This is a genomic window from Paenibacillus sp. JT31N17 (assembly GCF_056269255.1).
In genome coordinates, this window is the sequence record NZ_JBWDNP010000005.1 from 35,129 (window position 1) to 59,233 (window position 24,105).

Annotated in this window: 21 protein-coding genes; all 21 read right to left on the minus strand. The window is 49.7% G+C overall.

What is annotated here, in order from left to right; genetic code table 11:
- Positions 1–55: 55 nt before the first annotated feature.
- Positions 56–1,471, minus strand: a complete 1,416-nt coding sequence (argH, locus tag AC0YOB_RS17995; RefSeq protein WP_475793955.1) for an argininosuccinate lyase — start codon at positions 1,469–1,471, stop codon at positions 56–58.
- A gap of 115 nt (positions 1,472–1,586) precedes the next feature.
- The gene (locus AC0YOB_RS18000) at positions 1,587–2,825 is read right to left on the minus strand and encodes an argininosuccinate synthase (protein ID WP_475793956.1); all 1,239 of its coding nucleotides are present in this window, start codon (positions 2,823–2,825) and stop codon (positions 1,587–1,589) included.
- Positions 2,826–2,951: 126 nt separating this feature from the next.
- Positions 2,952–3,908, minus strand: coding sequence for an ornithine carbamoyltransferase (argF, locus tag AC0YOB_RS18005; RefSeq protein WP_475788723.1), 957 nt, complete (start codon positions 3,906–3,908; stop codon positions 2,952–2,954).
- Between the two features lie 30 nt (positions 3,909–3,938).
- Positions 3,939–5,234 carry an acetylornithine transaminase gene (locus AC0YOB_RS18010; RefSeq protein WP_475793957.1) on the minus strand — a complete coding sequence of 432 codons (1,296 nt, stop codon included), beginning with the start codon at positions 5,232–5,234 and terminating at the stop codon, positions 3,939–3,941.
- Positions 5,235–5,296: 62 nt separating this feature from the next.
- Positions 5,297–6,085, minus strand: a complete 789-nt coding sequence (argB, locus tag AC0YOB_RS18015) for an acetylglutamate kinase (RefSeq protein WP_475793958.1) — start codon at positions 6,083–6,085, stop codon at positions 5,297–5,299.
- Between the two features lie 20 nt (positions 6,086–6,105).
- The gene (gene argJ / locus AC0YOB_RS18020; RefSeq protein WP_475793959.1) at positions 6,106–7,347 is read right to left on the minus strand and encodes a bifunctional ornithine acetyltransferase/N-acetylglutamate synthase; all 1,242 of its coding nucleotides are present in this window, start codon (positions 7,345–7,347) and stop codon (positions 6,106–6,108) included.
- A gap of 45 nt (positions 7,348–7,392) precedes the next feature.
- Positions 7,393–8,442, minus strand: a complete 1,050-nt coding sequence (gene argC / locus AC0YOB_RS18025) for an N-acetyl-gamma-glutamyl-phosphate reductase (protein ID WP_475793960.1) — start codon at positions 8,440–8,442, stop codon at positions 7,393–7,395.
- Positions 8,443–8,584: 142 nt separating this feature from the next.
- The gene (locus AC0YOB_RS18030) at positions 8,585–9,505 is read right to left on the minus strand and encodes a YitT family protein (protein ID WP_475793961.1); all 921 of its coding nucleotides are present in this window, start codon (positions 9,503–9,505) and stop codon (positions 8,585–8,587) included.
- A gap of 298 nt (positions 9,506–9,803) precedes the next feature.
- A protein-coding gene (gene prfB / locus AC0YOB_RS18035; RefSeq protein WP_210038980.1) for a peptide chain release factor 2 occupies positions 9,804–10,911 on the minus strand; the annotation gives its coding sequence in 2 pieces (ribosomal slippage) (positions 9,804–10,838 and positions 10,840–10,911; 1,107 coding nt in all).
- 49 nt (positions 10,912–10,960) lie between these two features.
- Positions 10,961–13,477: a preprotein translocase subunit SecA gene (gene secA, locus AC0YOB_RS18040; RefSeq protein ID WP_475793962.1), complete on the minus strand. Its 2,517-nt coding sequence runs from the start codon at positions 13,475–13,477 to the stop codon at positions 10,961–10,963.
- Positions 13,478–13,654: 177 nt separating this feature from the next.
- Positions 13,655–14,194 carry a ribosome hibernation-promoting factor, HPF/YfiA family gene (hpf, locus tag AC0YOB_RS18045; protein ID WP_210038982.1) on the minus strand — a complete coding sequence of 180 codons (540 nt, stop codon included), beginning with the start codon at positions 14,192–14,194 and terminating at the stop codon, positions 13,655–13,657.
- 256 nt (positions 14,195–14,450) lie between these two features.
- The gene (locus tag AC0YOB_RS18050; RefSeq protein ID WP_125666700.1) at positions 14,451–14,648 is read right to left on the minus strand and encodes a cold shock domain-containing protein; all 198 of its coding nucleotides are present in this window, start codon (positions 14,646–14,648) and stop codon (positions 14,451–14,453) included.
- Between the two features lie 141 nt (positions 14,649–14,789).
- Positions 14,790–15,965, minus strand: a complete 1,176-nt coding sequence (gene pseC, locus AC0YOB_RS18055; protein ID WP_475794224.1) for a UDP-4-amino-4,6-dideoxy-N-acetyl-beta-L-altrosamine transaminase — start codon at positions 15,963–15,965, stop codon at positions 14,790–14,792.
- A 45-nt stretch (positions 15,966–16,010) separates the two neighbouring features.
- Positions 16,011–16,958: a dTDP-glucose 4,6-dehydratase gene (locus AC0YOB_RS18060; protein ID WP_475793963.1), complete on the minus strand. Its 948-nt coding sequence runs from the start codon at positions 16,956–16,958 to the stop codon at positions 16,011–16,013.
- A gap of 74 nt (positions 16,959–17,032) precedes the next feature.
- Positions 17,033–17,827, minus strand: coding sequence for a formyl transferase (locus tag AC0YOB_RS18065; protein ID WP_475794225.1), 795 nt, complete (start codon positions 17,825–17,827; stop codon positions 17,033–17,035).
- 2 nt (positions 17,828–17,829) lie between these two features.
- A complete protein-coding gene (locus tag AC0YOB_RS18070; protein ID WP_475793964.1) occupies positions 17,830–19,182 on the minus strand; it encodes a DUF4910 domain-containing protein in 1,353 nt (450 codons plus the stop codon).
- 36 nt (positions 19,183–19,218) lie between these two features.
- Positions 19,219–20,271, minus strand: coding sequence for a pseudaminic acid synthase (gene pseI, locus AC0YOB_RS18075; protein WP_475793965.1), 1,053 nt, complete (start codon positions 20,269–20,271; stop codon positions 19,219–19,221).
- 4 nt (positions 20,272–20,275) lie between these two features.
- Positions 20,276–21,340 carry a UDP-2,4-diacetamido-2,4,6-trideoxy-beta-L-altropyranose hydrolase gene (pseG, locus tag AC0YOB_RS18080; protein WP_475793966.1) on the minus strand — a complete coding sequence of 355 codons (1,065 nt, stop codon included), beginning with the start codon at positions 21,338–21,340 and terminating at the stop codon, positions 20,276–20,278.
- 2 nt (positions 21,341–21,342) lie between these two features.
- Complete coding sequence (locus AC0YOB_RS18085; RefSeq protein WP_475793967.1) at positions 21,343–22,068, minus strand: cytidylyltransferase domain-containing protein; 726 nt, start codon at positions 22,066–22,068, stop codon at positions 21,343–21,345.
- A 14-nt stretch (positions 22,069–22,082) separates the two neighbouring features.
- Positions 22,083–23,354 (minus strand): acyl-CoA reductase, encoded by a 1,272-nt coding sequence (locus AC0YOB_RS18090; protein WP_475793968.1) that lies wholly within the window; start codon positions 23,352–23,354, stop codon positions 22,083–22,085.
- On the minus strand, positions 23,348–24,040 hold the full coding sequence (locus AC0YOB_RS18095) for a hypothetical protein (RefSeq protein WP_475793969.1): 693 nt from the start codon (positions 24,038–24,040) through the stop codon (positions 23,348–23,350). The genes AC0YOB_RS18090 and AC0YOB_RS18095 overlap by 7 nt, the downstream gene beginning before the upstream one ends.
- Between the last annotated feature and the right edge of the window lie 65 nt (positions 24,041–24,105).

Below are 24,105 nucleotides of genomic sequence, written 5' to 3' on the forward strand. Positions count from 1 at the left end.
GCAGAAAAATTCCCCGGACAGCTTTCGGTTAAATCTGTATGTGTTAAGGCATTACTTAACGGCTGCGTTCGATATATTCGACCGTCCATGCAGCAGTTTGCTCCTGCTCGCTTTCGGCGCGTGAGATCGCTTCTTCCACCTGCGTGCGGGCAGTGCCGCCGTAGACGTTGCGCGCATTGACGACATTCTCCGGCTGCAGTACGTCGTAGATCCGCTCATCGAACAGCTGGGAGAACTGCTTGAACTCTTCAAGCGTCAGATCAAGCAAATACTTCTCCTGCTGGATGCAGTACAGCACAGTCTTGCCGATTACCTCATGCGCTTGACGGAACGGCAGTCCTTTGCCTACTAGGAAATCCGCAATATCCGTTGCATTGGAGAAATCCTGGTTCACGGCCTGGCGCATGCGGTCTTTGTTGACCTTCATCGTCGCAACCATCGGCGCGAACAACTGAAGCGCCCCCTGCAGGGTGCGAACCGTATCGAACATCCCTTCCTTGTCCTCCTGCATATCCTTGTTGTAGGCAAGCGGCAGTGACTTGAGCACAGTCAGCAGGCCGAACAGGTTGCCGTATACACGGCCCGTTTTGCCGCGGACCAGCTCGGGAACATCAGGGTTTTTCTTCTGCGGCATAATGCTGCTCCCCGTACAGAAAGCATCGTCAAGCTCTATGAAACGAAACTCTGTGCTGGACCACAGGATAAGCTCCTCGCTAAGGCGCGAGAGATGCATCATTATAATCGAAGCATGGGATAGAAATTCCAGTATAAAGTCGCGGTCGCTGACCGCATCCAGACTATTCTCATAGACACGGTCGAACTTCAGCTGGCTGGCCACAAAATGGCGGTCAATCGGAAACGTCGTCCCCGCCAGCGCCCCCGCGCCCAGCGGCAGCGTATTGATGCGTTTGTAGCTGTCCTGAAGCCGCTCGATATCCCGCCCGAACATGGAGACATAAGCCATCAAATGATGCGCGAACAGGATAGGCTGCGCCCGCTGCAAATGCGTGTAGCCGGGAACAATCGTATCCAGATTGGCCTTGGCCTGAGTGGTCAACGCCGCTTGCAGCTTGCCCAGCAAATCCACGAATTCAACCACGCGCTTGCGCAGGTAAAGATGCATATCGGTAGCAACCTGATCATTCCGGCTGCGCCCGGTGTGCAGCTTGCCGCCCACTGAGCCCACATCGTCGATCAGCGTCTTCTCGATATTCATATGAATATCTTCGTCGGCAATCGAAAACTCGATATCATTGCGGCGGATGCGCTGCATGACGCGATGCAGCCCGTCCTTGATCTTCTCCACGTCATCCGCAGACAGAATACCCTGCTTGCCGAGCATCGTCACATGCGCAATGCTCCCCTGAATATCCTCTTCAGCCAGCTCTTTATCGAACATGATCGAAGCTGTATATTCCTCTACCAATTGGTCGGTTTTCTTGGTAAACCGGCCTCCCCACAATTTACTCACTGCTGGTACACCCCTTTATCGTTTCACCTCTTGCATCGCGTTCATTCCGAACACAACGCAGGCCGGACCATCGAATTGCCTAATAGCCCGACCTAAACGTGATGTTTTTCACTTATTATTGTTTCTTGCTTTGCTCCACACCGGAGGATACTTTCAGGCGCAGCGCGTTCAGACGGATAAAACCTGTTGCATCGCCTTGGTCATACGCTTTGGAAGGATCGGCTTCCATAGTGGCGATATCCGGATTATATAAGCTGACCGGACTTTTTACACCGGCTCCGATAATATTGCCTTTATACAGCTTCAGGCGGACAACGCCGCTTACATTTTTCTGGCTCTCCGTCACGAGTGCCTGCATGGCAAGACGTTCGGGAGCGAACCAGAAGCCGTTGTAGACCAGCGTCGCGTATTTGGCAATGAGCGAATCACGCAGATGCATAACCTCGCGGTCCATCGTCAGCGATTCCATTTTGCGGTGTGCCGCAAACAGAATGGAGCCGCCCGGAGTCTCGTAAACACCGCGGCTCTTCATACCGACGAAACGGTTCTCCACCATGTCAACGCGCCCGATGCCGTGTTTGCCTCCAAGCTCATTCAGCTTCTCCATCACGGCAAGCGGACTCAATTGTTCCCCGTTGATCGCGGTGCAGCTGCCTGCATCAAACGACAGCTCAATGTACTCGCTTTGGTCCGGCGCATCCTCAGGTGCAACGCTCAAAACAAACATATCCTTATTGGAGTCGGCGCTCGAATCGAACCACGGATCTTCCAGTAAGCCGCTCTCGAAACTGATATGCAGCAGATTGCGGTCCATCGAGTACGGTTTGGCCGCCGAGGCCTGAACCGGAATGTTATGCTTCTCGGCGTAAGCGATCATCTCTGCGCGTCCCGGGAACTGGTGGCGGAATTCCTCGATGCGCCATGGCGCGATCACTTCAATATCCGGTGCAAGCGCCGCAGCCGTCAGTTCGAAGCGGATCTGGTCGTTGCCTTTGCCCGTAGCGCCATGTGCGATGGCCGTAGCGCCTTCCGCACGGGCGATCTCGACCATTCTTTTGGCAATCAGCGGGCGGGCGATCGATGTTCCCAGCAGGTATTGGCCTTCATACAAAGCTCCTGCCTGGAACATCGGATAAATAAAATCCTGTGCAAACTCATCGCGCAGGTCATCAATATAAACCTTGGAAGCTCCAGTAGCGAGCGCCTTGGCCTCCAGGCCGTCCAGCTCATCCTTTTGCCCGATATCTGCCGTAAAGGCAATAATTTCAGCATCATAGGTTTCTTTGAGCCATTTTAAGATAACGGACGTATCCAGACCGCCCGAGTATGCCAATACTATTTTGTCTTTTGCCATTGTGTAAGTTAACACTCCTTATAAGTGAAAAAAAATGTCTGCATGCACTCCGCTGTTCTACTGCCCGGCTGGCAAATCCGCGTCCCTCTTGGATTCGAAGCCTTTTGTGTCTTTGTCTGTAGAATGCTACATAATGGCAGCCATGATTGCTTTTTGCGCATGCAGACGGTTCTCAGCCTGGTCGAAAATAATAGAATGCTTGCCATCGATAATGCCTTCGCTTACTTCTTCGCCCCGATGCGCAGGCAGGCAGTGCATGAACAAGAAATCCTTCTTCGCATACTTGGCCAGCTCTTCGTTGACCTGATAATTGGCAAAAGCGATTTCGCGGTCCTTCTGCTCCGCTTCAAAGCCCATGCTCGCCCAAACATCCGTGTATACAATGTCCGCATCGGCAATCGCTTCTTTGGGATCATAGCAAATATGAATGTGCGAGCCCGTCTCCGAAGCAATATCCTTCGTCGAGCGGATAATCTCTTCATCCGGCTCGTAGCCTTCGGGAGTCGCTACCGACATATGCATGCCGAGCTTGGCAGCCCCCATGAGCAGGGAATGCACCATATTGTTGCCATCCCCGATGTAGGCCACCTTCAGGCCTTCCAGGCGGCCTTTATGCTCCAGCACCGTCTGATAGTCGGCCAGCGCCTGACAAGGATGGGAAGCGTCCGTCAAGCCGTTTATAACAGGGATGGTCGCTCCGCGTGCCAGCTCGATCACCGTGCGGTGTGCGAAGGTGCGGATCATAATGCCGTCAAGATAACGCGACAGCACCTGCGCCGTGTCCCAAATGGTCTCCCCCCGTCCGATCTGCAAATCGTTGCCGCTCAGGAACAGCGCATGTCCCCCAAGCTGGTACATCCCGACCTCGAAGGATACCCGGGTACGGGTTGAGGATTTCTCAAAAATCATTCCCAGCGTTTTTCCTTGAAGCGGGTGGTAGATTTCGCCCGCTTTTTGCTTATTCTTAAGCTCTATAGCCAGGTCGATCAGGTAGCGGACTTCCTCTGGCTTGTAGTCGGCCAAAGCGAGAAAATCGCGCCCCTTGAGATTGACCGCTAATTGTTCATTCAAAGCTTGCTGCATAGCTGTTGCTCCCTTCTGTGACTCTCTTGATTAAGCCGTAGCCGTCTGATCCGCAAAGATGGCGGCCAGCAGTGACACCGCTTGATCAATCTCCTCCCGCGATACGAGCAGGTTCGGCAGCAGACGGATCACGTTAGGGCCGGCACTCACGACGAGCAGACCGCGTTTCTGTCCTTCCGCAATTAACGCCGCGATCGGCTCCTTGCAGACGATCCCGATCATCAGCCCTTTGCCGCGGATAGTCTGAACCAGCGGATGTCCGTCAAGCTTGTCATGAAGCCTGGCGATCAGGTAATCCCCCATCTCCGCAGCACGGGCGGACAGATTATCGCCTACGATGGTTTCAACCGTTGCCTTGACCACTGCCGTTGCGAGCGGAGTGCCGCCAAACGTGGAACCGTGGCTGCCGGCGCTGAATGCTTCGACAAGATGGCCCTTCGCCAGCATGGCGCCCACTGGAAATCCGCTTCCTAATCCTTTGGCAAGTGTGAAGATATCCGGTTCAATGCCATAATGCTCAAATGAAAACAGTTTGCCCGTACGGCCCATTCCGGTTTGAATCTCATCGATGATCAGGAGCAAACCGCGCTCCTTACACAGCTTTGCAACATGCTGTAGAAATTCCGGCTCGACAGGTATTACGCCCCCTTCGGCCAATATTGTTTCCAGCATAATAGCTGCTGTTCTGTCTGTAATGGCTGCTTCCAGCGCTTCTATATCATGCAGTGGAATATAGCGGAACCCTTCCGGCAGCGGGCCGAAGCCCTCTTTGACCTTCTCCTGGCCCGTAGCCGTCAGCGTTGCCAACGTGCGCCCGTGAAAGGATTGTTCAAAGGTGATGATTTCATAGCGCCCGGTGCCGGCCACCTTCTGATGGTAGCGGCGGGCCAGCTTGATCGCTGCCTCGTTCGCCTCGGCGCCGGAGTTGCAGAAGAATACGGCATCCGCGCTGCTGTTGTCAGTCAGCAGCTTCGCCGCTGCCTCCTGGTTTGGAATATGGAATAAATTCGACACATGCCACAGCTCATCCAGCTGCTTGATCAACGCTTCCTTGATGCGCTGAGGGGCATGGCCCAGGTTCGTAACGGCCAGACCGCACATGAAATCGAGATATTTGTTCCCTTTATCATCCCACAGCCAGCTTCCTTCGCCTTTGACAAGCGTGATTGGATATCGGGCGTAGGTTGGAAGCAGCGAGCTGTTCACGCTTCCTGCGGCTTGAGCGTTCAAGCCAGCCTGAGGGCCAGCCTCGGATTGCTCTTGTAATTTCGTTCCGATTCCGCCTGTCTTCTGATCATCCGCTGCTGTTTTTTTGACATCGCTCATGATTGGCACACCTCTTTCATGAATATTTTAGCGTCCTGCCAGCCCGCCTGGTGACTGATAATCTAGGACTGTACGATGCGCGTTCCGATTCCGCCCTCCAGCACCGCTTTGCTCAGCACGCCCGGTTCATCGCCGCTGACAATAACAACCTCGCGCACGCGTCCCTGTATGCATTGAATGGCTGCGCGCACCTTCGGAATCATGCCCCCGTATATCTCGCCGCTGGCAATCATGGCCTCTATCTCTTCGATTGTGACCGAAGAAAGCACCCGTTTCTCGCCGTCCACAGTTTTCAGAATCCCCGGAACGTCGGTCACGACAATCATCCGTTCCACCCCAAGATGGGAAGCTACCGCACCGGCTGCGGTATCGGCATTAATGTTGTAGCGTTGACCGGCCTCGTCAATACCAATGGGAGCAATAACCGGTATGTAGCCCATATCCATGACACCTTCGATAATGGATGCGTTCACCTGCGTCACATCACCTACAAAACCGATTTCAGCCGCATTGGCAACCGGCTGCGCTTGAATCAGCTTGCCGTCCACGCCCGAGAGGCCAAGAGACTGGGCGCCGCTTTGCTGAATTTTGCGGACAATCTCCTTGTTAATGCGTCCGCTCAGCACCATCTCCACGACATCCAGCACTTCTTCGCTGGTTTTGCGCAGGCCGTTTACAAATTCACTCTCAATCCCAAGCTTCTGCAGCGTCTCGGAAATCGCCGGACCGCCCCCGTGCACGATAACCGCCTTCACGCCTTTCTCCTGCAGCCCGCGCAAATCATCAAAAAAAGAATCAGGCAGCGCGGCAAGCGTGCTTCCGCCGCATTTCATGACAAACCGCTGTTCCATATTCCGCTCGTTCCTTTCCCTTACGTCCGATATGCCGCATTAATGCGCACATAATCATAGGTCAGATCGCAGCCCCATGCAATTGCGGAGCCTTCAGCCATATGCAGGTCGACATAAATGACAACCGTATCGCCCTTCAAATATTCCAGCGCCGCTTCCTCGTCAAAAGCGACCGGCCGCGATTCTGCAAGCGTCACAATGTCCCCCAGCCGAATATCGACCGTATCCGGATTGACCGGCTGCCCGGCCCTGCCGACTGCGGCAATAATGCGGCCCCAGTTGGCGTCCGCGCCGAAGATCGCAGACTTCACAAGGGACGAGCCGACGACGGTTTTGGCGATGGCCTGCGCCGCAGCATCCGATACCGCACCGCTCACCTGAACCTCCACCAGCTTCGTTGCCCCTTCGCCATCGCGTGCGATCGCTTTGGCCAGAACTTCACAAACATAGCGAAGCGCGGAAGAAAACGCCGCAAGATCCGGATGCGATTCATCCAGCTCCCGGTTGCCCGCCAGGCCGCTTGCCATTGCCAAAAGCATGTCATTGGTGCTTGTATCGCCGTCAACCGTGATCATATTGAAAGTAAGATCCGTCACTTGACGCAGAAGGGTGTGCAGTGCCGCACTGCCGATCGCCGCATCCGTGGTGACGAACCCCAGCATCGTTGCCATATTGGGGTGAATCATGCCCGAGCCCTTCGACGCTCCGGCAATGTAAACGGGTTTGCCGTCCACCATGACCGAAACGCAGACCTCTTTCTTCACCAGATCCGTTGTCAGAATCGCCTGGCAGAAATCATCCCCGCCCTTGCTGCTCGCAGCCAGCCTCGCCGGAAGCTCCGCGATCCCCTCGCGGACGCGGTCCATCTTGAGCGGCTCGCCAATGACCCCCGTCGAAGCGACGGCGACTTGATCGGACGGCACGCCAACGGCTTCAGCAAAATGGCTGCGCATCTCATAAGCGTCGGCATCGCCCTGCTTGCCCGTACAGGCATTGGCGTTGCCGCTGTTGACGATGACGGCGCGCAGTACGCCGCCTGAGCCGATGCTTTCGCGGGTTACCGCAATCGGCGCTGCCTGAAAGGCATTCATCGTATAAACGGCAGCCGCAGCAGCCGGCACCTCGCAGACGATTGCTCCCAAGTCATTGCGCGTCGTTTTTTTCAGGCCGCAGTGAAGACCTCCCGCGGTAAAGCCCTTGGGAGTTGTAATCGAGCCCTCCGGCACAACCGTGTAGGCGGCCGCTATGTTCCCCTGTCCCATTATTAGATCGAGTCTCCTTCTTCAGGTGGATAGATGAATGATTGCTTACGGATAAACGGGTACAAATTGCAGGCCAAGCGTCTCGTCCCAGCCCATCATCAGATTTAAATTCTGGATGGCTTGCCCTGCCGCGCCCTTGACCAAATTATCAATGACCGATACGATGGTGACCCGCCCCGTCCGCTCGTCAACGGCGAAGCCGATATCACAGTAATTGGATCCCCATACTTCCTTGGTGGAAGGCCAGGTTCCGGCTTCGCGAATGCGGACAAAAGGTCGTCCTTCATAAAAGCTGCGGTACAACGCAATAAACTCGTCCGTGCTTCTCCCATCCTTGACCGTGGCATACATCGTGCTCATAATGCCCCTGGTCATCGGAACCAAATGGGTGGAGAATGTGGTAACGACCGGATAACCGGCTTCCGCAGAAAGCACCTGCTCAATCTCCGGAATATGCTGGTGTTTATTCAGTTTATAAGCGCTGAAATTCTCGTTAACCTCGGAATAATGCGAACCCAGATTAACGCCGCGCCCTGCTCCGGATACACCGGATTTGGCATCAATAATAATCGTGGCCGGATCTATGTAGCCCGCCTTAACGGCTGGAATCAAACCCAGCAGCGTGGCTGTCGAATAACAGCCGGGGTTTGAGATGAGCGTCTGATCGCGCACCGCATCGCCGTATATTTCGGCAAGCCCGTATACGGCAAGATCCAGAGCATTCTGGGAGGCAGGTGTTTTTTTGTACCAGGTTTCATAGACTTCAGGTGACTTCAAACGATGATCGCCGGAGAGATCTATCACTTTGAGACCTTCTTCAAGCATCGATGGCGCCAGCTTGCTGGCGATTCCGGAGGGTGTCGCTATAAAAACAACATCCGCTTTGCTTTTGATAAGTGCAGGATCCACATCATCAAGCAAATCGGTGCGAATTTCTGTTAAATGAGGATAACCTTCGGCTATTGGCGATCCTGCGCTCGACGAGGATATGACTGATGTCACCTCTGCCAGAGGATGGCTGGCGAGCAGCCGGATCAGTTCCACGCCCCCGTAGCCGGTAGAACCGATAATGGCTGTTTTCAGTTTTGAACCCATACATGCCCTCTCCCATCCGCTAACTTCCTAACTATCCATTTTACACGAAGCGAGAGACAGAGGAAATAGCCAGGTTTTTGTATTATTATACATTCATAATTATAATAATTCAACACTAAATTCCTGGTCGCCACAGCTTGCTTCAGGGCAAATTGAAGCCTTCCCCCAGAACCTCCGCCGTATCGCTGATGATGACAAAAGCCTTCGGATCAACCGCCTTCACCAGCTGCTTCAGCTTGGATACCTCACCCCGCCCAACCACTACCATCAGCACGGAGCGCTCATCGCCGGTGAATCCGCCTCGGCCGTCAAGCCTGGTCAGTCCGCGGTCCAAATCATGAAGCACCACCTGAATGATGGCTTCCGGGCAATCGGTAATAATGAAAGCCACCTTGGAGATCGCAATTCCGGTCTGGACAAAATCAATCGTCTTGCTCGTCGCATATAAGCCGATCAGAGCATAAAGCGCATTCTCCGGCGCAATCAATATTCCTGCAGCGGCGATGACAAAACCGTCGAAACAAGCCACGGCAAGCCCCAGGCGCATGCCTGTATAACGATGCAGCAGCTGCGCTGCCAGATCCAGTCCGCCCGTGGACCCGCGCCCGCGGAAAACAAGGCCCAGACCCGCTCCGACACCAATGCCGCCATAGATCGCCGCAAGCAGCGCGTTGTCCGTGGGAGCCGGCCAGTGTGAGGTGAGGAGGACCAGCAGCGGCAAAACAAATGAACCCAGCGCCGTCTTCATCGCGAAACGACCGCCCAGCAGCCACAGACCCAGCAGAAACAGCGGCACATTGATCGCCCACTGCGTAAACGCCGGCGGGAATCCCGTCGCCCGCTGTACCAGGATGGAGATACCGGACACCCCGCCTGATGCGATGCCCAGCGGAACGAGAAACAGATTGAAACTCGCCGCAATCAGCAGAGAGCCGATCAGCAGGAGCGCGATGTTGATCGTTGCCTCCGAGTAGCGGCTTCTGCTGCCGTTACCCTTGTTTGGCTTTTTGCGTTGCGGGGAGAACGTCTCGTTTCTGCTCCTCGTTTGCTGTTTTTCGATCATGGGGGCTCCTCCTTCTCAAATTGAGGATACCATCCTCAACTTATAATATGGTTGTATGTTCGCATCTTCCTGTGCGGAAGAGGACGCGGCTGTTCGATATTCACGGTCTCTGCGAAGCTGTACGAATCCCGTGCCGGAAGTCCCGGATGTGCTGTCCTCAGGCGGCGCCCCTATTAAAACAAGCAAGATACAGACCCGATTTTAAACTCTCTATTGTTGAACAGAAAAAAGAGCTCCAACACTTTAACAGTGTCGGAACTCTTGCCCTTGCCTATGCATGGATTGTGTAAGTTTATGTTCATTCGTGACGAATCTGGCTGCGCAAATAGCCGTCGATGAAAATATCCAGATCGCCGTCCATCACGGCTCCCACATTTCCTGTCTCCACAGAGGTCCGGTGATCCTTGACCATGCTGTAGGGATGGAATACATAAGAGCGGATCTGACTGCCCCAGCCGATCTCCGATTGTTCGCCGCGGATCTCCGCCAGATGCTTCTTCTGCTCTTCGATCTTGCGTTCATAGAGCTTGGAGCGGAGCATCTGCATGGCACGTTCGCGGTTCTGAATCTGGGAGCGCTGAGTTTGACAGGATACAACAATGCCGCTCGGAATATGCGTGATGCGGATAGCCGATTCCGTTTTGTTAATATGCTGTCCGCCTGCGCCGCTGGCCCGATACGTATCGACCTTCAGATCTTCCGAGCGAATATCAATTTCGATGGTGTCGTCAATTTCCGGCATGATATCGCATGAGGCAAATGAAGTGTGCCGGCGTCCCGAGGCATCGAAAGGCGATATGCGCACGAGACGGTGAACGCCTTTCTCCGCTTTCAAATACCCGTAGGCGTTATAGCCCTTGATGGAGATGGTCACACTTTTGATGCCCGCCTCATCGCCTGCCAGATAGTCCAGCACTTCCACCTTGAAGCCATGCTTCTCGGCCCAGCGCGTATACATCCGATAGAGCATCTGACCCCAGTCCTGCGATTCGGTGCCTCCGGCTCCAGGATGGAGCTCAAGGATTACGTTCAGCTTGTCGTACGGTTCGCTGAGAAGGAGCTGCAGCTCGAAGTCGCTTACCTTCTTCACAAGCGCAGTCACACTCTTGGCCAAATCAGCCTCCAGGGATTCATCTCCCTCTTCCTCGGCCAATTCCAGCATAGTAGACAAATCCTCGTGCTCATTGTTCATTTGGTTGTAGTCATCGACTACGGATTTAACGGCATTCAGCTCCGCAATGGTGCTTTGCGCCCGGTCATTATCATCCCAGAAATCAGGTGCTGTCATCTTCTCTTCGAAGTTGGCAATCATCTCTTGCTTAAGATCTAAGTCAAAGAGACCCCCTAAGTTCCTGGAGTCGCTTAGCCATTTCACGCATATCTTGTTTCACTGTAATATCTATCATGTTACGCCTTCACCTCGTCTTGTCGATTGCCCTGCATCATGCAGCGCGCTTAGGCCTGTTGACCATGGCACTGCTTGTATTTCTTGCCGCTGCCGCATGGACATGGATCATTACGTCCTACACGTTCGTCCTTCTTAACGGGGCGCTTCTCCTTCGGCTCGCTGCTGCCTCCGGTCTCCGTCTGTCCCTTGGCAACTTCCTGACGCTCCAGATTGCTTTCAACCTGGGCTTTCATAATATATTTGGTGACTTCTTCCTGAATGTTATCAATCATTTCCTTGAACATTTCAAAGCCTTCAAATTGATATTCGCGAAGCGGATCCGTTCCGCCGTATGCACGCAAGTGAATCCCTTGACGCAGTTGATCCATCGCATCAATGTGATCCATCCATTTGCTGTCAACGGCCCTCAGCACAACAACCTTCTCGAATTCGCGCATCGTTTCGACGCCGATTTCTTCCTCGCGCTGGTCGTACAGGGCGCTCACTTTTTCGTTCAGAAATTCTACAATTTCTTCCTTCTCTTTGCCCCACAGATCGTCTTTCGTGATCATGCCTTCATACAGGAACGTGCCCTGGGCATAATCGACGATCTCCTGCAGCTCCCAGTTCTCCGGCACCTCGTCGTCGGGACAATGCGCGCCGACAATCAGGTCGATAACCGGTGTAATCATATCCTGCACGATTTGGCGGATGTTATCCGAGTACAGCACTTCACGACGCTGCTTGTATATGATCTCACGCTGCTGATTCATAACATCATCATATTGGAGTACGATCTTCCGCGTGTCAAAATTGCTTCCTTCCACACGCTTCTGTGCGGATTCGATCGCCCGTGAAATCAGACGGCTCTCAATGGGCTGGTCTTCCTCGAAGCCCAGACGCTCCATCATGCTCATAATGTTGTCCGCACCGAAACGGCGCATTAATTCATCTTCAAGCGACAAATAAAACTGGGAGGAACCCGGGTCGCCTTGACGTCCGGCACGACCGCGAAGCTGGTTATCAATCCGCCGGCTCTCATGTCGCTCCGTGCCCATGATATGCAGTCCGCCAATACCGGCAACCTCATCACCGAGCAAAATATCCGTACCCCGGCCCGCCATGTTCGTTGCGATAGTGACAGATCCGGCTTGCCCGGCGCGTGAGATGATTTCTGCTTCCTCGGCATGGTATTTGGCATTGAGTACCTTATGGGCCACGCCGCGGCGCTTGAGCATCTCCGACAGCTTTTCCGAGTTTTCGATCGAGACAGTACCGACAAGCACCGGCTGATTCTTGCCGTGACGCTGCACGATTTCCTCTACAACCGCCTTGAATTTCCCGTTCTCGGTTTTGTAGACGACATCGGCGATATCCTCACGAATCATGGTCCGGTTCGTTGGAACCTGGATGACATCCAGACCATAGATTTTCTTGAACTCTTCTTCCTCCGTCTTCGCCGTACCGGTCATCCCGGCCAGCTTGCGGTACATCCGGAAGTAGTTCTGGAATGTGATCGTTGCGAGCGTCATGCTCTCGTTCTGAACCTTGATCTGTTCCTTGGCCTCAATCGCTTGATGCAGCCCATCGCTGTAGCGGCGACCTGCCATCAGACGGCCGGTAAACTCATCGACGATAATAACCTCGTCATCCTGCACGATATAATCGACATCGCGCTTCATAATCGCATGCGCTTTGAGCGCTTGCTGGATATGGTGGTACAGCAGTACATTGGCATGGTCAAATAAATTCTCAATGCCAAAAGCGCGTTCGGTCTTCTCCACGCCCGCTTCCGTCAACGTCACCGAGCGGAGCTTGACATCGATCGTGTAATCATCTTCCGCCTGGAGCCGGCTTACGAAACGGTCGGCTGCAAAATAAAGCTCTGTCGATTTGGCGGCCTGTCCGGATATAATAAGCGGCGTTCTCGCTTCATCGACCAATATGGAATCCACTTCATCTATAACGGCAAAATAAAGCGGACGCTGTACCATTTGTTCCTTGTACAGCACCATATTATCACGCAAATAATCGAAGCCGAATTCATTATTCGTTCCGTATGTGATATCGCAGGCGTACGCCTCTTGTTTCTCGGCATGGGATAAGCCATGCATATTGCAGCCTACCGTGAGTCCGAGGAAGTTATAAAGCTGTCCCATCTGCTGGCTGTCGCGGGAGGCCAAATAATCATTGACCGTTACCACGTGGACGCCTTTTTCGAGGAGAGCATTCAAGTAGACCGGGAGAGTCGCAACAAGCGTCTTCCCTTCCCCTGTTTTCATTTCGGCAATTTTGCCTTCATGAAGGACCATTCCCCCAACCAGTTGAACGTCATAATGACGTTTATCAAACACGCGAACGGAGGCTTCGCGTACAACGGCAAATGCTTCCGGCAGCAGGTCAATCAGCTCATCGCCGCCTTCGGCCAGACGGATCTTGAACTCGGCGGTTTTTCCCCGAAGATCCTCGTCAGATAATTGTGAAATCTTTGGTTCCAATTCATTAATTTGCTCTACAGTGCGCATGAGACGCTTGACTTCCCGTTCGTTCGCATCTCCGAATATTTTCTTTACAAGTCCGAGCATGGTCTTCCCCTTTCGTGGTTACGCCTAATGGATAAATTGTATCAGTTTGCGGCACTTCCCGCAATGCGAGTATAGCGTCAGCGACATTTTCCGCCAATGGTTATTCTTGCATTGTAAAAGGGCAGCGCTTCACGAGGAAGCCTGCCCTTGAATATTCATGAATGATAGAAGTTAAGTTTAGTATTGTTCAAGCAAGCCGTATTTGCCATCGTCTCTTTTGTAAACCACGTTCACTTCCTTGGTATCCACATTGGCGAACATGAAGAACGAATGGCCGACCATATTCATTTGAAGGATCGCTTCCTCCACATCCATCGGCTTCAGCATGAAGCGTTTGGTGCGGACAAGCTCATAATCATCCTCCTCCAGCACCTTAACCGGGGAAGTTTCATCCTTGAACAACATTTTGATTCCGCTCTCCTGGCGGAACTTGCGATTGATTCTGGTTTTATGTTTACGAATTTGCCGCTCCAGTTTGTCCACCACAACGTCAATTGAGGCGTACATGTCATCACTCTTTTCTTCGGCGCGGAGAAAAGCATTGGTCAGAGGGATCGTCACCTCAACGGCGTGTTTCCCTTTTGTGACGGACATCGTCACGGTTGATTCGGAGATTGGCTCTTCAAAATACCTATCCAGGCGACTAAGCTTCTTCACGACATAATCACGCATAGCGTCTGTCACTTGAATGTGCTGACCTCGAACATTGTATTTCATGGGCACTCCTCCTTTACATGTTCTTATTATATCATACCCCTCTGGGCGATCTCAAAAGCATTTTGTTGTTTTTTTCTGAATTATTTGAATATTTTAGATAAAATTAATTATAGACTTTTTGAAGATTTCGTTGTTCAAGATTTAAGAGGAAATTCAGGTGTGATCAAATATAAAAAGCCCTGGTTTCCCAGGGCACTGCTTGCATTCTTGGTTAAGCGTGAACCATATATGGTGTGGCCGCTTAACAGCCGGATGATTACAGTTTATTAACGTTTGCAGCTTGCGGTCCGCGGGCGCCTTCCACGATGTCGAATTCGACCGATTGGCCTTCTTCCAGCGTTTTGAACCCTTCGGATTGGATTGCGGAGAAATGAACAAATACGTCGCCGCCTTGCTCAGTCTCGATAAATCCGTAACCCTTCTCAGCGTTAAACCATTTTACTTTACCTTGCATGCATAACATTCCCTTCATCTTCAAATAGCTGCGAGATCACGGTAAGCGTGGCCCGCAAATCGAATATACCACCGTTGTCACACAATTGTCAACGAATTTGTGTAAGCGAATACATTGCACTTATACCGGCAGTTATACCTACTATTTTATAAAGCGATAATAGACTTTTGAAACAGCCAAAATGACGTCTTGAATATCTTCTTGTGACATTTTTGGGAAGACAGGAAGAGATATTGCAGATTGATAAAATTGTTCGGCGTTCTGACATGATTCATCGGCATATCCGTGCTCCCGATAATATGGCTGCTTATATACAGGAATATAATGAACATTGACCCCGATATTCTCGCCGCGCAGGGCTTCAAAGATTCCTTTGCGGTCAGCTGTAAAGTGCTCCAGATTCCATCGCAGCACATACAAATGCCAGCTGGACTGAGCGGACATATGCTGATGAGGAATAATCAGACCGTTAAAACCGGAAAAAGCTTCATTATATTGCACCGCAATTTGCCTCCTCCGTTCCACGAACCGATCCAGCTTGTCCATCTGCGTCACACCCAGCGCAGCTTGAATATCCGTCATCCGGTAATTGAACCCAAGCTCCTGCATTTCGTAATACCACGGACCATCATTATCCTGCAACAGCTTCGCGTCCCGCGTCATCCCGTGATTCCTGAAGAGCAGCAAACGTTGGTAGAATGCCTCATTATCCGTTACGATCATCCCGCCCTCACCCGTCGTTATATGCTTGACCGGATGAAAGCTGAACATGGTCATATCGCCGAATGTCCCAACTTTACGATCTCCATAAGATGCTCCCAAGGAATGCGCAGCATCATGGATGATGGTGAGGCCGCGATCACGCGCGATCTTTTCAATCTCATTCATTTCAGCAGGCTGACCCGTAAAATCTACTGGAATGATCGCTTTTGTCCGTGAGGTGATTTTACCTCTGATCTGCTCGGGAGAGATGTTGTAGGTTTCAGGATCGATATCTGCAAATACGGGATTTCCGCCCATATAGAGAACACAATTGCTGCTCGCTAAAAATGTAATTGGAGTCGTGATGACTTCGTCGCCAGGACCGATACCAGCCGCGAAGCATGCACCATGCAGTGCCGCTGTGCCATTACAGAAGGCAACAGCGTATTTCACACCGACATAATCCGCCACCTTTTGCTCGAAACGATCAATTTGCGGGCCTTGCGTAATAAAGTCGCTCCTGAGCACCTGAAGAACAGCATCGATATCTTCTTCCTCCAGCCACTGCCTGCCATAAGGAAGCAGCGTGCTGCGTATGGGTTGTCTGTCCGGAATCGTTTTATTTGACAAGAAGCTAATCTCCTTCCCACCTTCGATGCATTAGATCAAATCCGTCGATTGAATCCACTCTTCCGTTCTGCGGATTCCTTCCTCAAGCGTAGTATCCGGTTTCCAGCCCAACAGTCTCTCCGCCTTGCTGGAGTTACACAGCAGCTTCTGGATTTCACTTTGAGGATGGATGTGCTCAACATGTTTAATCCGGCTCCCGTTACCGGCAATCATAAGCGCGAGTTCATTAACGCTGATATCCCGGCCAAGTCCCGCATTTACGACCTCGCCATTAACGCTGCCATTGTAGCCCGCTTCCACAACAAAACGCGCGCAATCCTCGACATACAACAGATCACGCGTCTGCGTACCTTCTCCGTAGATATTCAGGTCCTTGCCTGCCAGCTTATTTTTTAGGAATATAGCGACCACACCGCCTTCCCCGCCGGTCTTCTGATAAGGTCCGTATGTATTGAAGGGGCGAATCACGACTGTCGGAAGCCCATAGGCGTGATAATAGGAGAGAACCATATTCTCGGCAGCAATCTTTGCACCCGCATATGGAGAAGCCGGTTTGGTCGGATGAAGCTCCGTGATACCGCTCTCCTCCGTGCAGCGGTCATAGACCATGCAGGTACTCATGAAGACCACTTTGACGTTGTGCTGCTTGCACTGCTCCAAGATGTAAAAAGTGCCTGTCGTGTCGTTGTTAAAAGTCGTCCGCGGGTCATCGATAGAGTCTTGAACATTGATGGAGGCGCCGAGGTGATAGCAAATATCGAATTGGTGCCGGTTGAATAGTTGGCTGAGCAGGACTTCGTCGAGTATAGAGCCTGGGATAAAAGCCCTCAGGCCGCTATGTTCGCGGAATTCTGCAAGATTTGCCTCTCTGCCATTGGAGAGGTCATCCAGTATCCAAACCTGGTGGCCGTCCTTCAACAGACGATCCGTGACCCAGCGGCCGATGAAGCCGGCTCCGCCGGTAAGTAGTATATTCATGTTTTGGGGATCCTTTCTGGCCTTATAGATCTGACATTAATTTTGTGGCTACAATTGCGTTCTGGGCAAGTAAACTATAAAGCTCTTATTAATTTCGGCTCGGTTCTCTCTAGCTTTCCGTCCAAATAATGATCTACAATATCATTGTTAAAGGTATTATAAATCAGTCTTAGATGCTGCGGCATCCAATCGGCTGAAGTAAATAATTTTCCATTGGATTTCTGCGGAACCGCCTGAATAGCAGCACCTTCTCTGACTAGCTGAAGGAGACGTATTAAATCCTCCGATGCTTGGATAACCGCTTTGCAGGCGACATCATGTATACCATCGCCTCGTTCCAATAGGGGGACAGAATGATGAATAATGTCTCCTCCATCCAGCTTTGAAGTCAAATTGTGAATGGTCATTCCTGCCCAGTTTGGCTTCAGAAAGTAGAACGGCCAGAACAAAGTTGTGTTTCCTCGATACCAGGGAGATAACCCACCATGGATATTCCAGGCGAACGCCGGCAAAATGTCCAAAATATCGTTATTGAGCTTATGAATACCATAGCTCACAACGACGTCCGGCTGGAGCTTTTGTATCCACTGCCTGGTTGAATCTTCATTGAGTTTTTTTTTGGAAATATGAAAAACCGGAATATCCCTGAAATAAGAATGATCCATAGATTCAAAGAAATGTTCTTCACTTGCTTGACGGCTCTGGAAATGTCGTTCAAAGTTTTGCCGATCAATGTTTGATAATTCGTGGCTGGGAACTGGCATGAATTCTTCACGAGCCTCAATCAATAATCCGGATAGTAAGTTTTCATCGTATAATTTTTTTGCGACGTACAGGTGTCGAGGATGTGACCCGGTGAGCAAAATCATTTTCACCCTAACTCTCTCCCTTTGTCATGAAATGGTCCTCTCAGAATCTCTTTGTCAATAAGTTGTTTCACATAGGGCATAAGCTCAGAAATACTGCATTTGCTTAATTCCGCAATATCCAGCAACGAATGTATACCATCTGAATAATTAAGCAGCATTAGAATAAGATTAAGCTGAGTTCGGCTATCCATAACTTCATTGGATGAAAAGGATCGTGTCGTGGGAGAGTTCATATCCGGATATAGCCCGTGCTTGTCAAGTTTGACCTCTCCATAAGGAAATCGATTGATATAATAACCTTCCGCTTCATTGATAAGCAGTAAAGTCTCCAGCTCATCGAGACTTTGCTGAAGTGCCTCGATCGTCATGGATTCTTTCGTATCTAATGAATTATGGTATCCTGGATAATTACCGTAAACGGTACGAGCCATCTGCCCAACTGGCAAATTAAAACCCGGCGAGCAGTACTGTCTTTCATCTGAACCGGATTTAGGGGTAAATGGTCTTGTTCTACCCTCCCATTGACCAGAATCAACCATTTTCCGCCAAATTCGGTCAAGTGGATTCTCACCGGAACGCGACAATTTATAGCTTAATTTCTCTTGACCACCCAAACAGGTTAATACTAAGCCTGCGTGTGTACGTGCTTTCATTTGTTTGCCGAACCGATGTAAATAAGCTATGCTGCCGATTGTCTCAGGAACAAAGACGAAACGATAAGTAAATCGGCGATTTCTCCATTTTGAAATCCGGTTATATAAAAAGGCCGCTACTATTGGTCCGCTTAATTCGTTGTTTGCCATAGATGGATGACAAATATATGTGCTAATTAATATTTCCTGTTCACTTTCTCCCTGCAATATCGCATGAGCGTAATTCAATTCTCCCTTAATCATCTCGCTATCAATATAAGCATGATATTCGCCTTCAGGCAGCATCTCCAACTGGTGATGTGTAATGCAGAATCCCCATCTGGGCTTATAGTAAGACGTTACATAAGGAATAGCGTCAGGCAGACGAGGAATGGAATGCAAATGTTCTTTTAGCTCGTATAGTGTCAGTTGTTTATTGATTGGCGTACTGTAATTGAGTACATGTAAATTATGCTTCTTGAAGTCCGCTATAATTTCACCATTCGGGCCCTTCAGCCATGCTTCTCGAATGACCCATTCCTTCGGAATCTCCCAATCAAATACTTGTTCTCCCGTAGAGACGGTGAATAATTCCAAAGGAAGCTGTTCCGACAGCAGAGAGATAGTGTCCCGCACACCCTGTCCTGTAATACTGCGGCAAATAGGAAAGAGTTGATCAAATAACCGATTCATTTCTGATAATTCTCGCTGTTTATCTACCATGAATACCCTCAACTTTCTATGCCGGTAAGTGATTTTTTAAAGAATGTTCCAAGACAACGGGGTTCCTTTTACCAGGTCTTGTTTGGCTTGTCTACCCATAATCTGATCCAGATATTTGGGAGGCAATCCGAGACCCGGTCGAATGGCACGCACATTTTTGTCCGTAAAGCTCTCTCCCGCTTTTATATCCTCTGCGATATATAAGGATCGGCGATGCTTCTTGGAAGCAAGTTCGGCGTCCGTAGCACCATACACGATTTCACCCATGGACTCCCAGGCTCTCTCTATCTCATCGGCTAATGCTTTGAATTCTTGAGGTTCTAGTGAGAATGCCGCATCCACGCCCCCCTCATCGCGAGATAAGGTAAAATGTTTCTCAATCACTGCAGCCCCTATAGCAACACTCGCCACAGCTGTACCAATACCCATTGTGTGGTCAGAAAGGCCAACTTGGCATTGGAATAAATGCTTCATGTGGGGAATAGTATTTAAGTTTGATTTAGCTGGCGTGGCTGGGTATGTACTTGTACATTTCAACAGCACGAGTTGGTCACAACCAGCCTCTCTAGCTGCACGTACCGTTTCATCCAGCTCAGCAATTGACGCCATTCCGGTCGATATAATTAATGGTTTTCCCGTAGCTGCTACTTTACGAATTAAAGGGAGATCTGTATTTTCGAAGGAAGCAATTTTGTATGCAGGTACTTCTAATGTTTCCAGAAACTCTACAGCCGTAAAGTCAAAAGGCGTACTGAACGCCAGCATCCCTCGTTCCTTACACCGGTCAAAAATTGGTTTGTGCCATTCCCAAGGTGTGTAGGCTTCCAGATAAAGCTTATAGAGAGACGTCCCTTGCCAAAGGTTATTGGCGTCGTTAATATAAAAATCACCATCATGAATATCTAATGTCATTGTGTCAGCTGTATAGGTTTGCAGCTTGAGGGCATCAGCGCCTGCGTCAGCGGCTGCATCCACAATTTCTAAAGCTCTTGCAAGCGATTGGTTATGATTACCGGACATTTCAGCGATCAAGAAAGGTTTATATTGCTCTCCTATGAAACGTTCAGCTATCTGAACGGCTTTAAACATATAATTATTCCCCCATAATAGCTTTAATGGCGAGGCTGTGTGCATTATCTCTCCGACTATCCGTCAATTTCAAGGCAAGGCGACTCATTTGTCGTAATTCTGATTGTGCATAGGCCGCATTAAGTAATATATCGGAATAAAGGCTGGAATTCTTTTGTTCATACCATCCTATATTCCAAACCGCTCCATAGGTCGCTGCTTTATGGACAGAATCAGATTGGTTTTCCGCCACAATTGTAACCGCCGATGGCAAACCGAGATAACATCGCTCCCACATAGATATGCCCCCCGCACCAAGCGCAAAGTCAGCTCGGGCTATTAACTGAGCCATATTCTCAATTTGAATGTGCAGCGTAGTATCAGCAAGTAAAGTACAAAGTCTTTCAATATTTTCAATCTGTCCATTGGCTTGCCCAACGACAACATCAACCTTCAGCTTTAGTTTTCCAAGTTCTAAAAGTGATTCGAGAACTTTAGTGGTTTCATCCGTAGGGTCACTTCCCCCAAAAAAAACAAGCAGTCTGTGTAGTTCACCTGTCCTTAGACCGAGCTCTTTACGTTCATCATAAAAGGATGGACGAAGAAGAAGATATCTTGGGCCCAAGAGGAGACGGCAATGTTCAGAAACCAGACTGTCATATCTGGCTTCAGGAAGATCATGGGCATTTTGATCGAGAAGCATATCTGCACAATGTCTGCGGTTGGCCAAATCGTCGATAATGAATAGTTTACGGACGGCTGGTTGAACGATTCGTTCCCATCTCTCATCAATCTCGTAATGATCCACAATTAACCAATCGGTGGTAATATCATCAGCAATAGCTTGAGCCGTAAAGAGTGCATCTGATTCATAGTTCAGTTCTGAAAGAGCATATGTCTCTCTAATAAGGCAGACCTGATATCCGCGCTGTTTAATGTAATCAGCCATATGCCCTTCCAGTGAACGACAGATAAAAGATATCTCGACCCCTTGTGCATTTAAATCATCTGCAATCGTAAGACAACGCATAACGTGACCCGTCCCGATAACAAAAGAAGCGTCCACACGAAAGACAACTTTTCGTGTCATACTCAGATCACCGGCTTTTGCTCAATATGAGCGTTTATACTTGCTACTTCGGGATGCTCAGTAAGATAGGCAATAATGTCGCGGGAAGGTGTATCCTTATGGCATGAAAAGACGTCAGCTACCGCTTGACATAACAAGTAGTCTTCATCTGTGTCAAGCGTGATACGTAGTTCCGGATGTTGAATAGACTTCTCCGGATGAACAACTACAAGTTTAAAGGCTTTAGGATTTTCATATGCAAAATAAGTAACATGTTCCCTGTGTCTAGGCTCTTGACCAATCTCATGAATACGTTCCAGCGCACTAAAAGAAATGATTTCGATTGACAGGCCTCGTGGTAATTCCCCTTCTACTACAACCAAATCTGAGGGTTGCTCAAGTATAGCTTTCACTATCTTTTCCGCCAGATGGTAGTCCAGAAAAGGACAATCCGCTGTAACTCGAATAATATAATCAGGCTTGTAGTTTTTTGCACATTCGTAATAACGTGATAGTACATCTTCCTCGGATCCGCGAAAATAGTCGACTTCATGATTACGGCACCATTCTTCGATCGGGTTATCCGAAGCAAGATAGGAGGTTGCTACAATCACATCCGAAATAAAGGGAATCAATCTGCAACGCGTTACAACATAATCAAGCACCGTTGATTGACCAAGCGATTTCAGAACTTTTCCAGGAAGACGTGACGACCCCATTCTAGCTTGGATAATGACAATAATTTTCATGAGAATCTCCTGTCCTAGTTTTCTAAACTATCCACTCTGATCCACCGAACCAACTGGTCTAAAACTAACATACCATCCCACGGAATATCATAAGCATGGGCTTGCCCGATGGGAACAAAGCGTGAAACCCCACTAGAAGAAGAGGAATAAACAAGTGTCTGTAAGTCATGTTCATTCAGTTTATGTGAAATTGTCTGTATCGTCTCAGGAAAATAATTAGTCAGTTCTGTCCAATCAGAAGAAGGATATAAATGTAGAATTCGCATAGCATGTCCTGCTAATTTTTCAAGATGAGTATGTAAATGAAGAGTCCATTCCGTCCCTTGTGAAGTTATTACATTCTCACCTTTCATCCACGCAGCGGTACGATAGTCCAGCAGTTTGACAGCTTCACCCGCCTCCAGCGGTTTATAATAACTTTGCTCTGATATTTTTCTGTAAGCCTCTGTCAACTGCAGAGCAGCCTCCTCCAATTCAGCAAAATCACCCTTAACAATAAGGGCATGCGGCGAAGTACATGCCAACTGCTCAAAAAGAACAGAGTCACGTGCCAACTTCACCCAATCATCCTTACTCATAATAGTTGGATCAATAGCAGCACAGCTGAATTTTGGTCCGAACAAAAGGGTGACACCCTCCGGTTTACCCTGCAGAGCAGAAACTGATTGTACGGCTTCCAAGCCACCCCAAGCGATTCTTACATCACTGTATTTCGCGATCATCGCATTTGCTTCTACCCACTCACCTGGATAAGATACGACGAATACAGCCTCTGCAATCGTTTTACCCGCCGAACCTGTTTGAGATAGCGAACGCAAGAATGGCGTAATCCAATCTTCTTGGTTAGTACTTAATTTAACGATAGAAATATTCTTGGTTAGCACTGCTTGCAGCACAGATATCAAGCTCAGGAGGGGCACATTGCCGGCTACCCAATGACCTACCACACCCTTTGGTACTGCCATCCCCCTGAATCCTCCAAGCTCGGAAATACGATCCATAGCAGTTTCACTTCGCAATCCCTTGACGATGAACTTACGAATAGAATCCGGATGGAGAAATGATAACAGATATGCAAGACCCGCATCACGATACTGATGATACATAGGATGGGATGGGAGTGCCCAGCTCTGATAAACGCCATAAAATGCATCAGTCATTTCTGTCGATGATAGTTCCCGAATAGCTTGTCCTCGCTGAATCGTCTCTTCAAGTGATTGACCAAACTTTTCTATTGGAATTGGACGAATTTCATCAAAGGAAGACTGGTGATGCTGAATTACCATCCTAACGTCACTCCTTCAATCGTTTCCAGTGGCCAAATCTCCGGCCAGGTTTCACTCATCTCACCTCTTTTATTATCAAGATCGTAGTAAAGTGGCAAAACGGAATTTTCACCAAACTGCTGGTTTGTGCGGGTTTTCTCCAAATAGGAAAACTTATATTGCCGAGATATTCCGCTCCAGATTTCCGCATTGAAACGCATAAGGTAAGGCGCATCCTTATATGAAGCTTGTTCAGCAATAATAGTAGATCTGTTGTCCAGCGAGGCATAGACCCGGGGGCATTGTTCCCATCGCCACGTCTCATAATTTGAATCAGCCCGTACCATAGATGAAATTCCTGTAGCCCTCTCATTTCCATTGGAAGTTTTCCATTCATAAACAGGTCCAGGCTTCCAACCCAAAAGAAGTTTGACAGGTGCCATTCGTTTATTTGGGAAGCCCACAACCCTGCTAAAACCCACTGACTTGACTGTATTCAAAGCATAACTTATCATAGCTGAGATATTAGGAACACGCCCTGCTGACTTGGAGAAGATGGCATCAACGGCAATCCCTGTTCGGACATTATGAATAAGCGGCATCTCAATAATACAGTAATGTGCGACGATGGCGCCTTGAGATAAACCTACCCAAGAAAAAACAGATGGTGCTTCTTTCTTCCACTCAAATAACTTTTTGTCAAACATTAATTCCCGCTCCTCGAAGAGCCTCTCTATGGCAACTATATCCGACGACTTATAAGGTTGAATGA

Bases quoted from the DNA above. Each gene is read 5' to 3' on its own strand.
- AC0YOB_RS18000 (WP_475793956.1), bottom strand. From the start codon at position 2,825: ATGGCAAAAGACAAAATAGTATTGGCATACTCGGGCGGTCTGGATACG.
- AC0YOB_RS18070 (WP_475793964.1), bottom strand. From the start codon at position 19,182: ATGGTAGATAAACAGCGAGAATTATCAGAAATGAATCGGTTATTTGAT.
- AC0YOB_RS18010 (WP_475793957.1), bottom strand. From the start codon at position 5,234: ATGAGCGATGTCAAAAAAACAGCAGCGGATGATCAGAAGACAGGCGGA.
- hpf (WP_210038982.1), bottom strand. From the start codon at position 14,194: ATGAAATACAATGTTCGAGGTCAGCACATTCAAGTGACAGACGCTATG.
- argC (WP_475793960.1), bottom strand. From the start codon at position 8,442: ATGGGTTCAAAACTGAAAACAGCCATTATCGGTTCTACCGGCTACGGG.
- argJ (WP_475793959.1), bottom strand. From the start codon at position 7,347: ATGGGACAGGGGAACATAGCGGCCGCCTACACGGTTGTGCCGGAGGGC.
- AC0YOB_RS18060 (WP_475793963.1), bottom strand. From the start codon at position 16,958: ATGAATATACTACTTACCGGCGGAGCCGGCTTCATCGGCCGCTGGGTC.
- pseI (WP_475793965.1), bottom strand. From the start codon at position 20,271: ATGTTTAAAGCCGTTCAGATAGCTGAACGTTTCATAGGAGAGCAATAT.
- AC0YOB_RS18030 (WP_475793961.1), bottom strand. From the start codon at position 9,505: ATGATCGAAAAACAGCAAACGAGGAGCAGAAACGAGACGTTCTCCCCG.
- argF (WP_475788723.1), bottom strand. From the start codon at position 3,908: ATGCAGCAAGCTTTGAATGAACAATTAGCGGTCAATCTCAAGGGGCGC.
- pseG (WP_475793966.1), bottom strand. From the start codon at position 21,340: ATGACACGAAAAGTTGTCTTTCGTGTGGACGCTTCTTTTGTTATCGGG.
- AC0YOB_RS18050 (WP_125666700.1), bottom strand. From the start codon at position 14,648: ATGCAAGGTAAAGTAAAATGGTTTAACGCTGAGAAGGGTTACGGATTT.
- AC0YOB_RS18090 (WP_475793968.1), bottom strand. From the start codon at position 23,354: ATGGTAATTCAGCATCACCAGTCTTCCTTTGATGAAATTCGTCCAATT.
- AC0YOB_RS18065 (WP_475794225.1), bottom strand. From the start codon at position 17,827: ATGATTTTGCTCACCGGGTCACATCCTCGACACCTGTACGTCGCAAAA.
- AC0YOB_RS18085 (WP_475793967.1), bottom strand. From the start codon at position 22,068: ATGAAAATTATTGTCATTATCCAAGCTAGAATGGGGTCGTCACGTCTT.
- argB (WP_475793958.1), bottom strand. From the start codon at position 6,085: ATGGAACAGCGGTTTGTCATGAAATGCGGCGGAAGCACGCTTGCCGCG.
- AC0YOB_RS18095 (WP_475793969.1), bottom strand. From the start codon at position 24,040: ATGTTTGACAAAAAGTTATTTGAGTGGAAGAAAGAAGCACCATCTGTT.
- secA (WP_475793962.1), bottom strand. From the start codon at position 13,477: ATGCTCGGACTTGTAAAGAAAATATTCGGAGATGCGAACGAACGGGAA.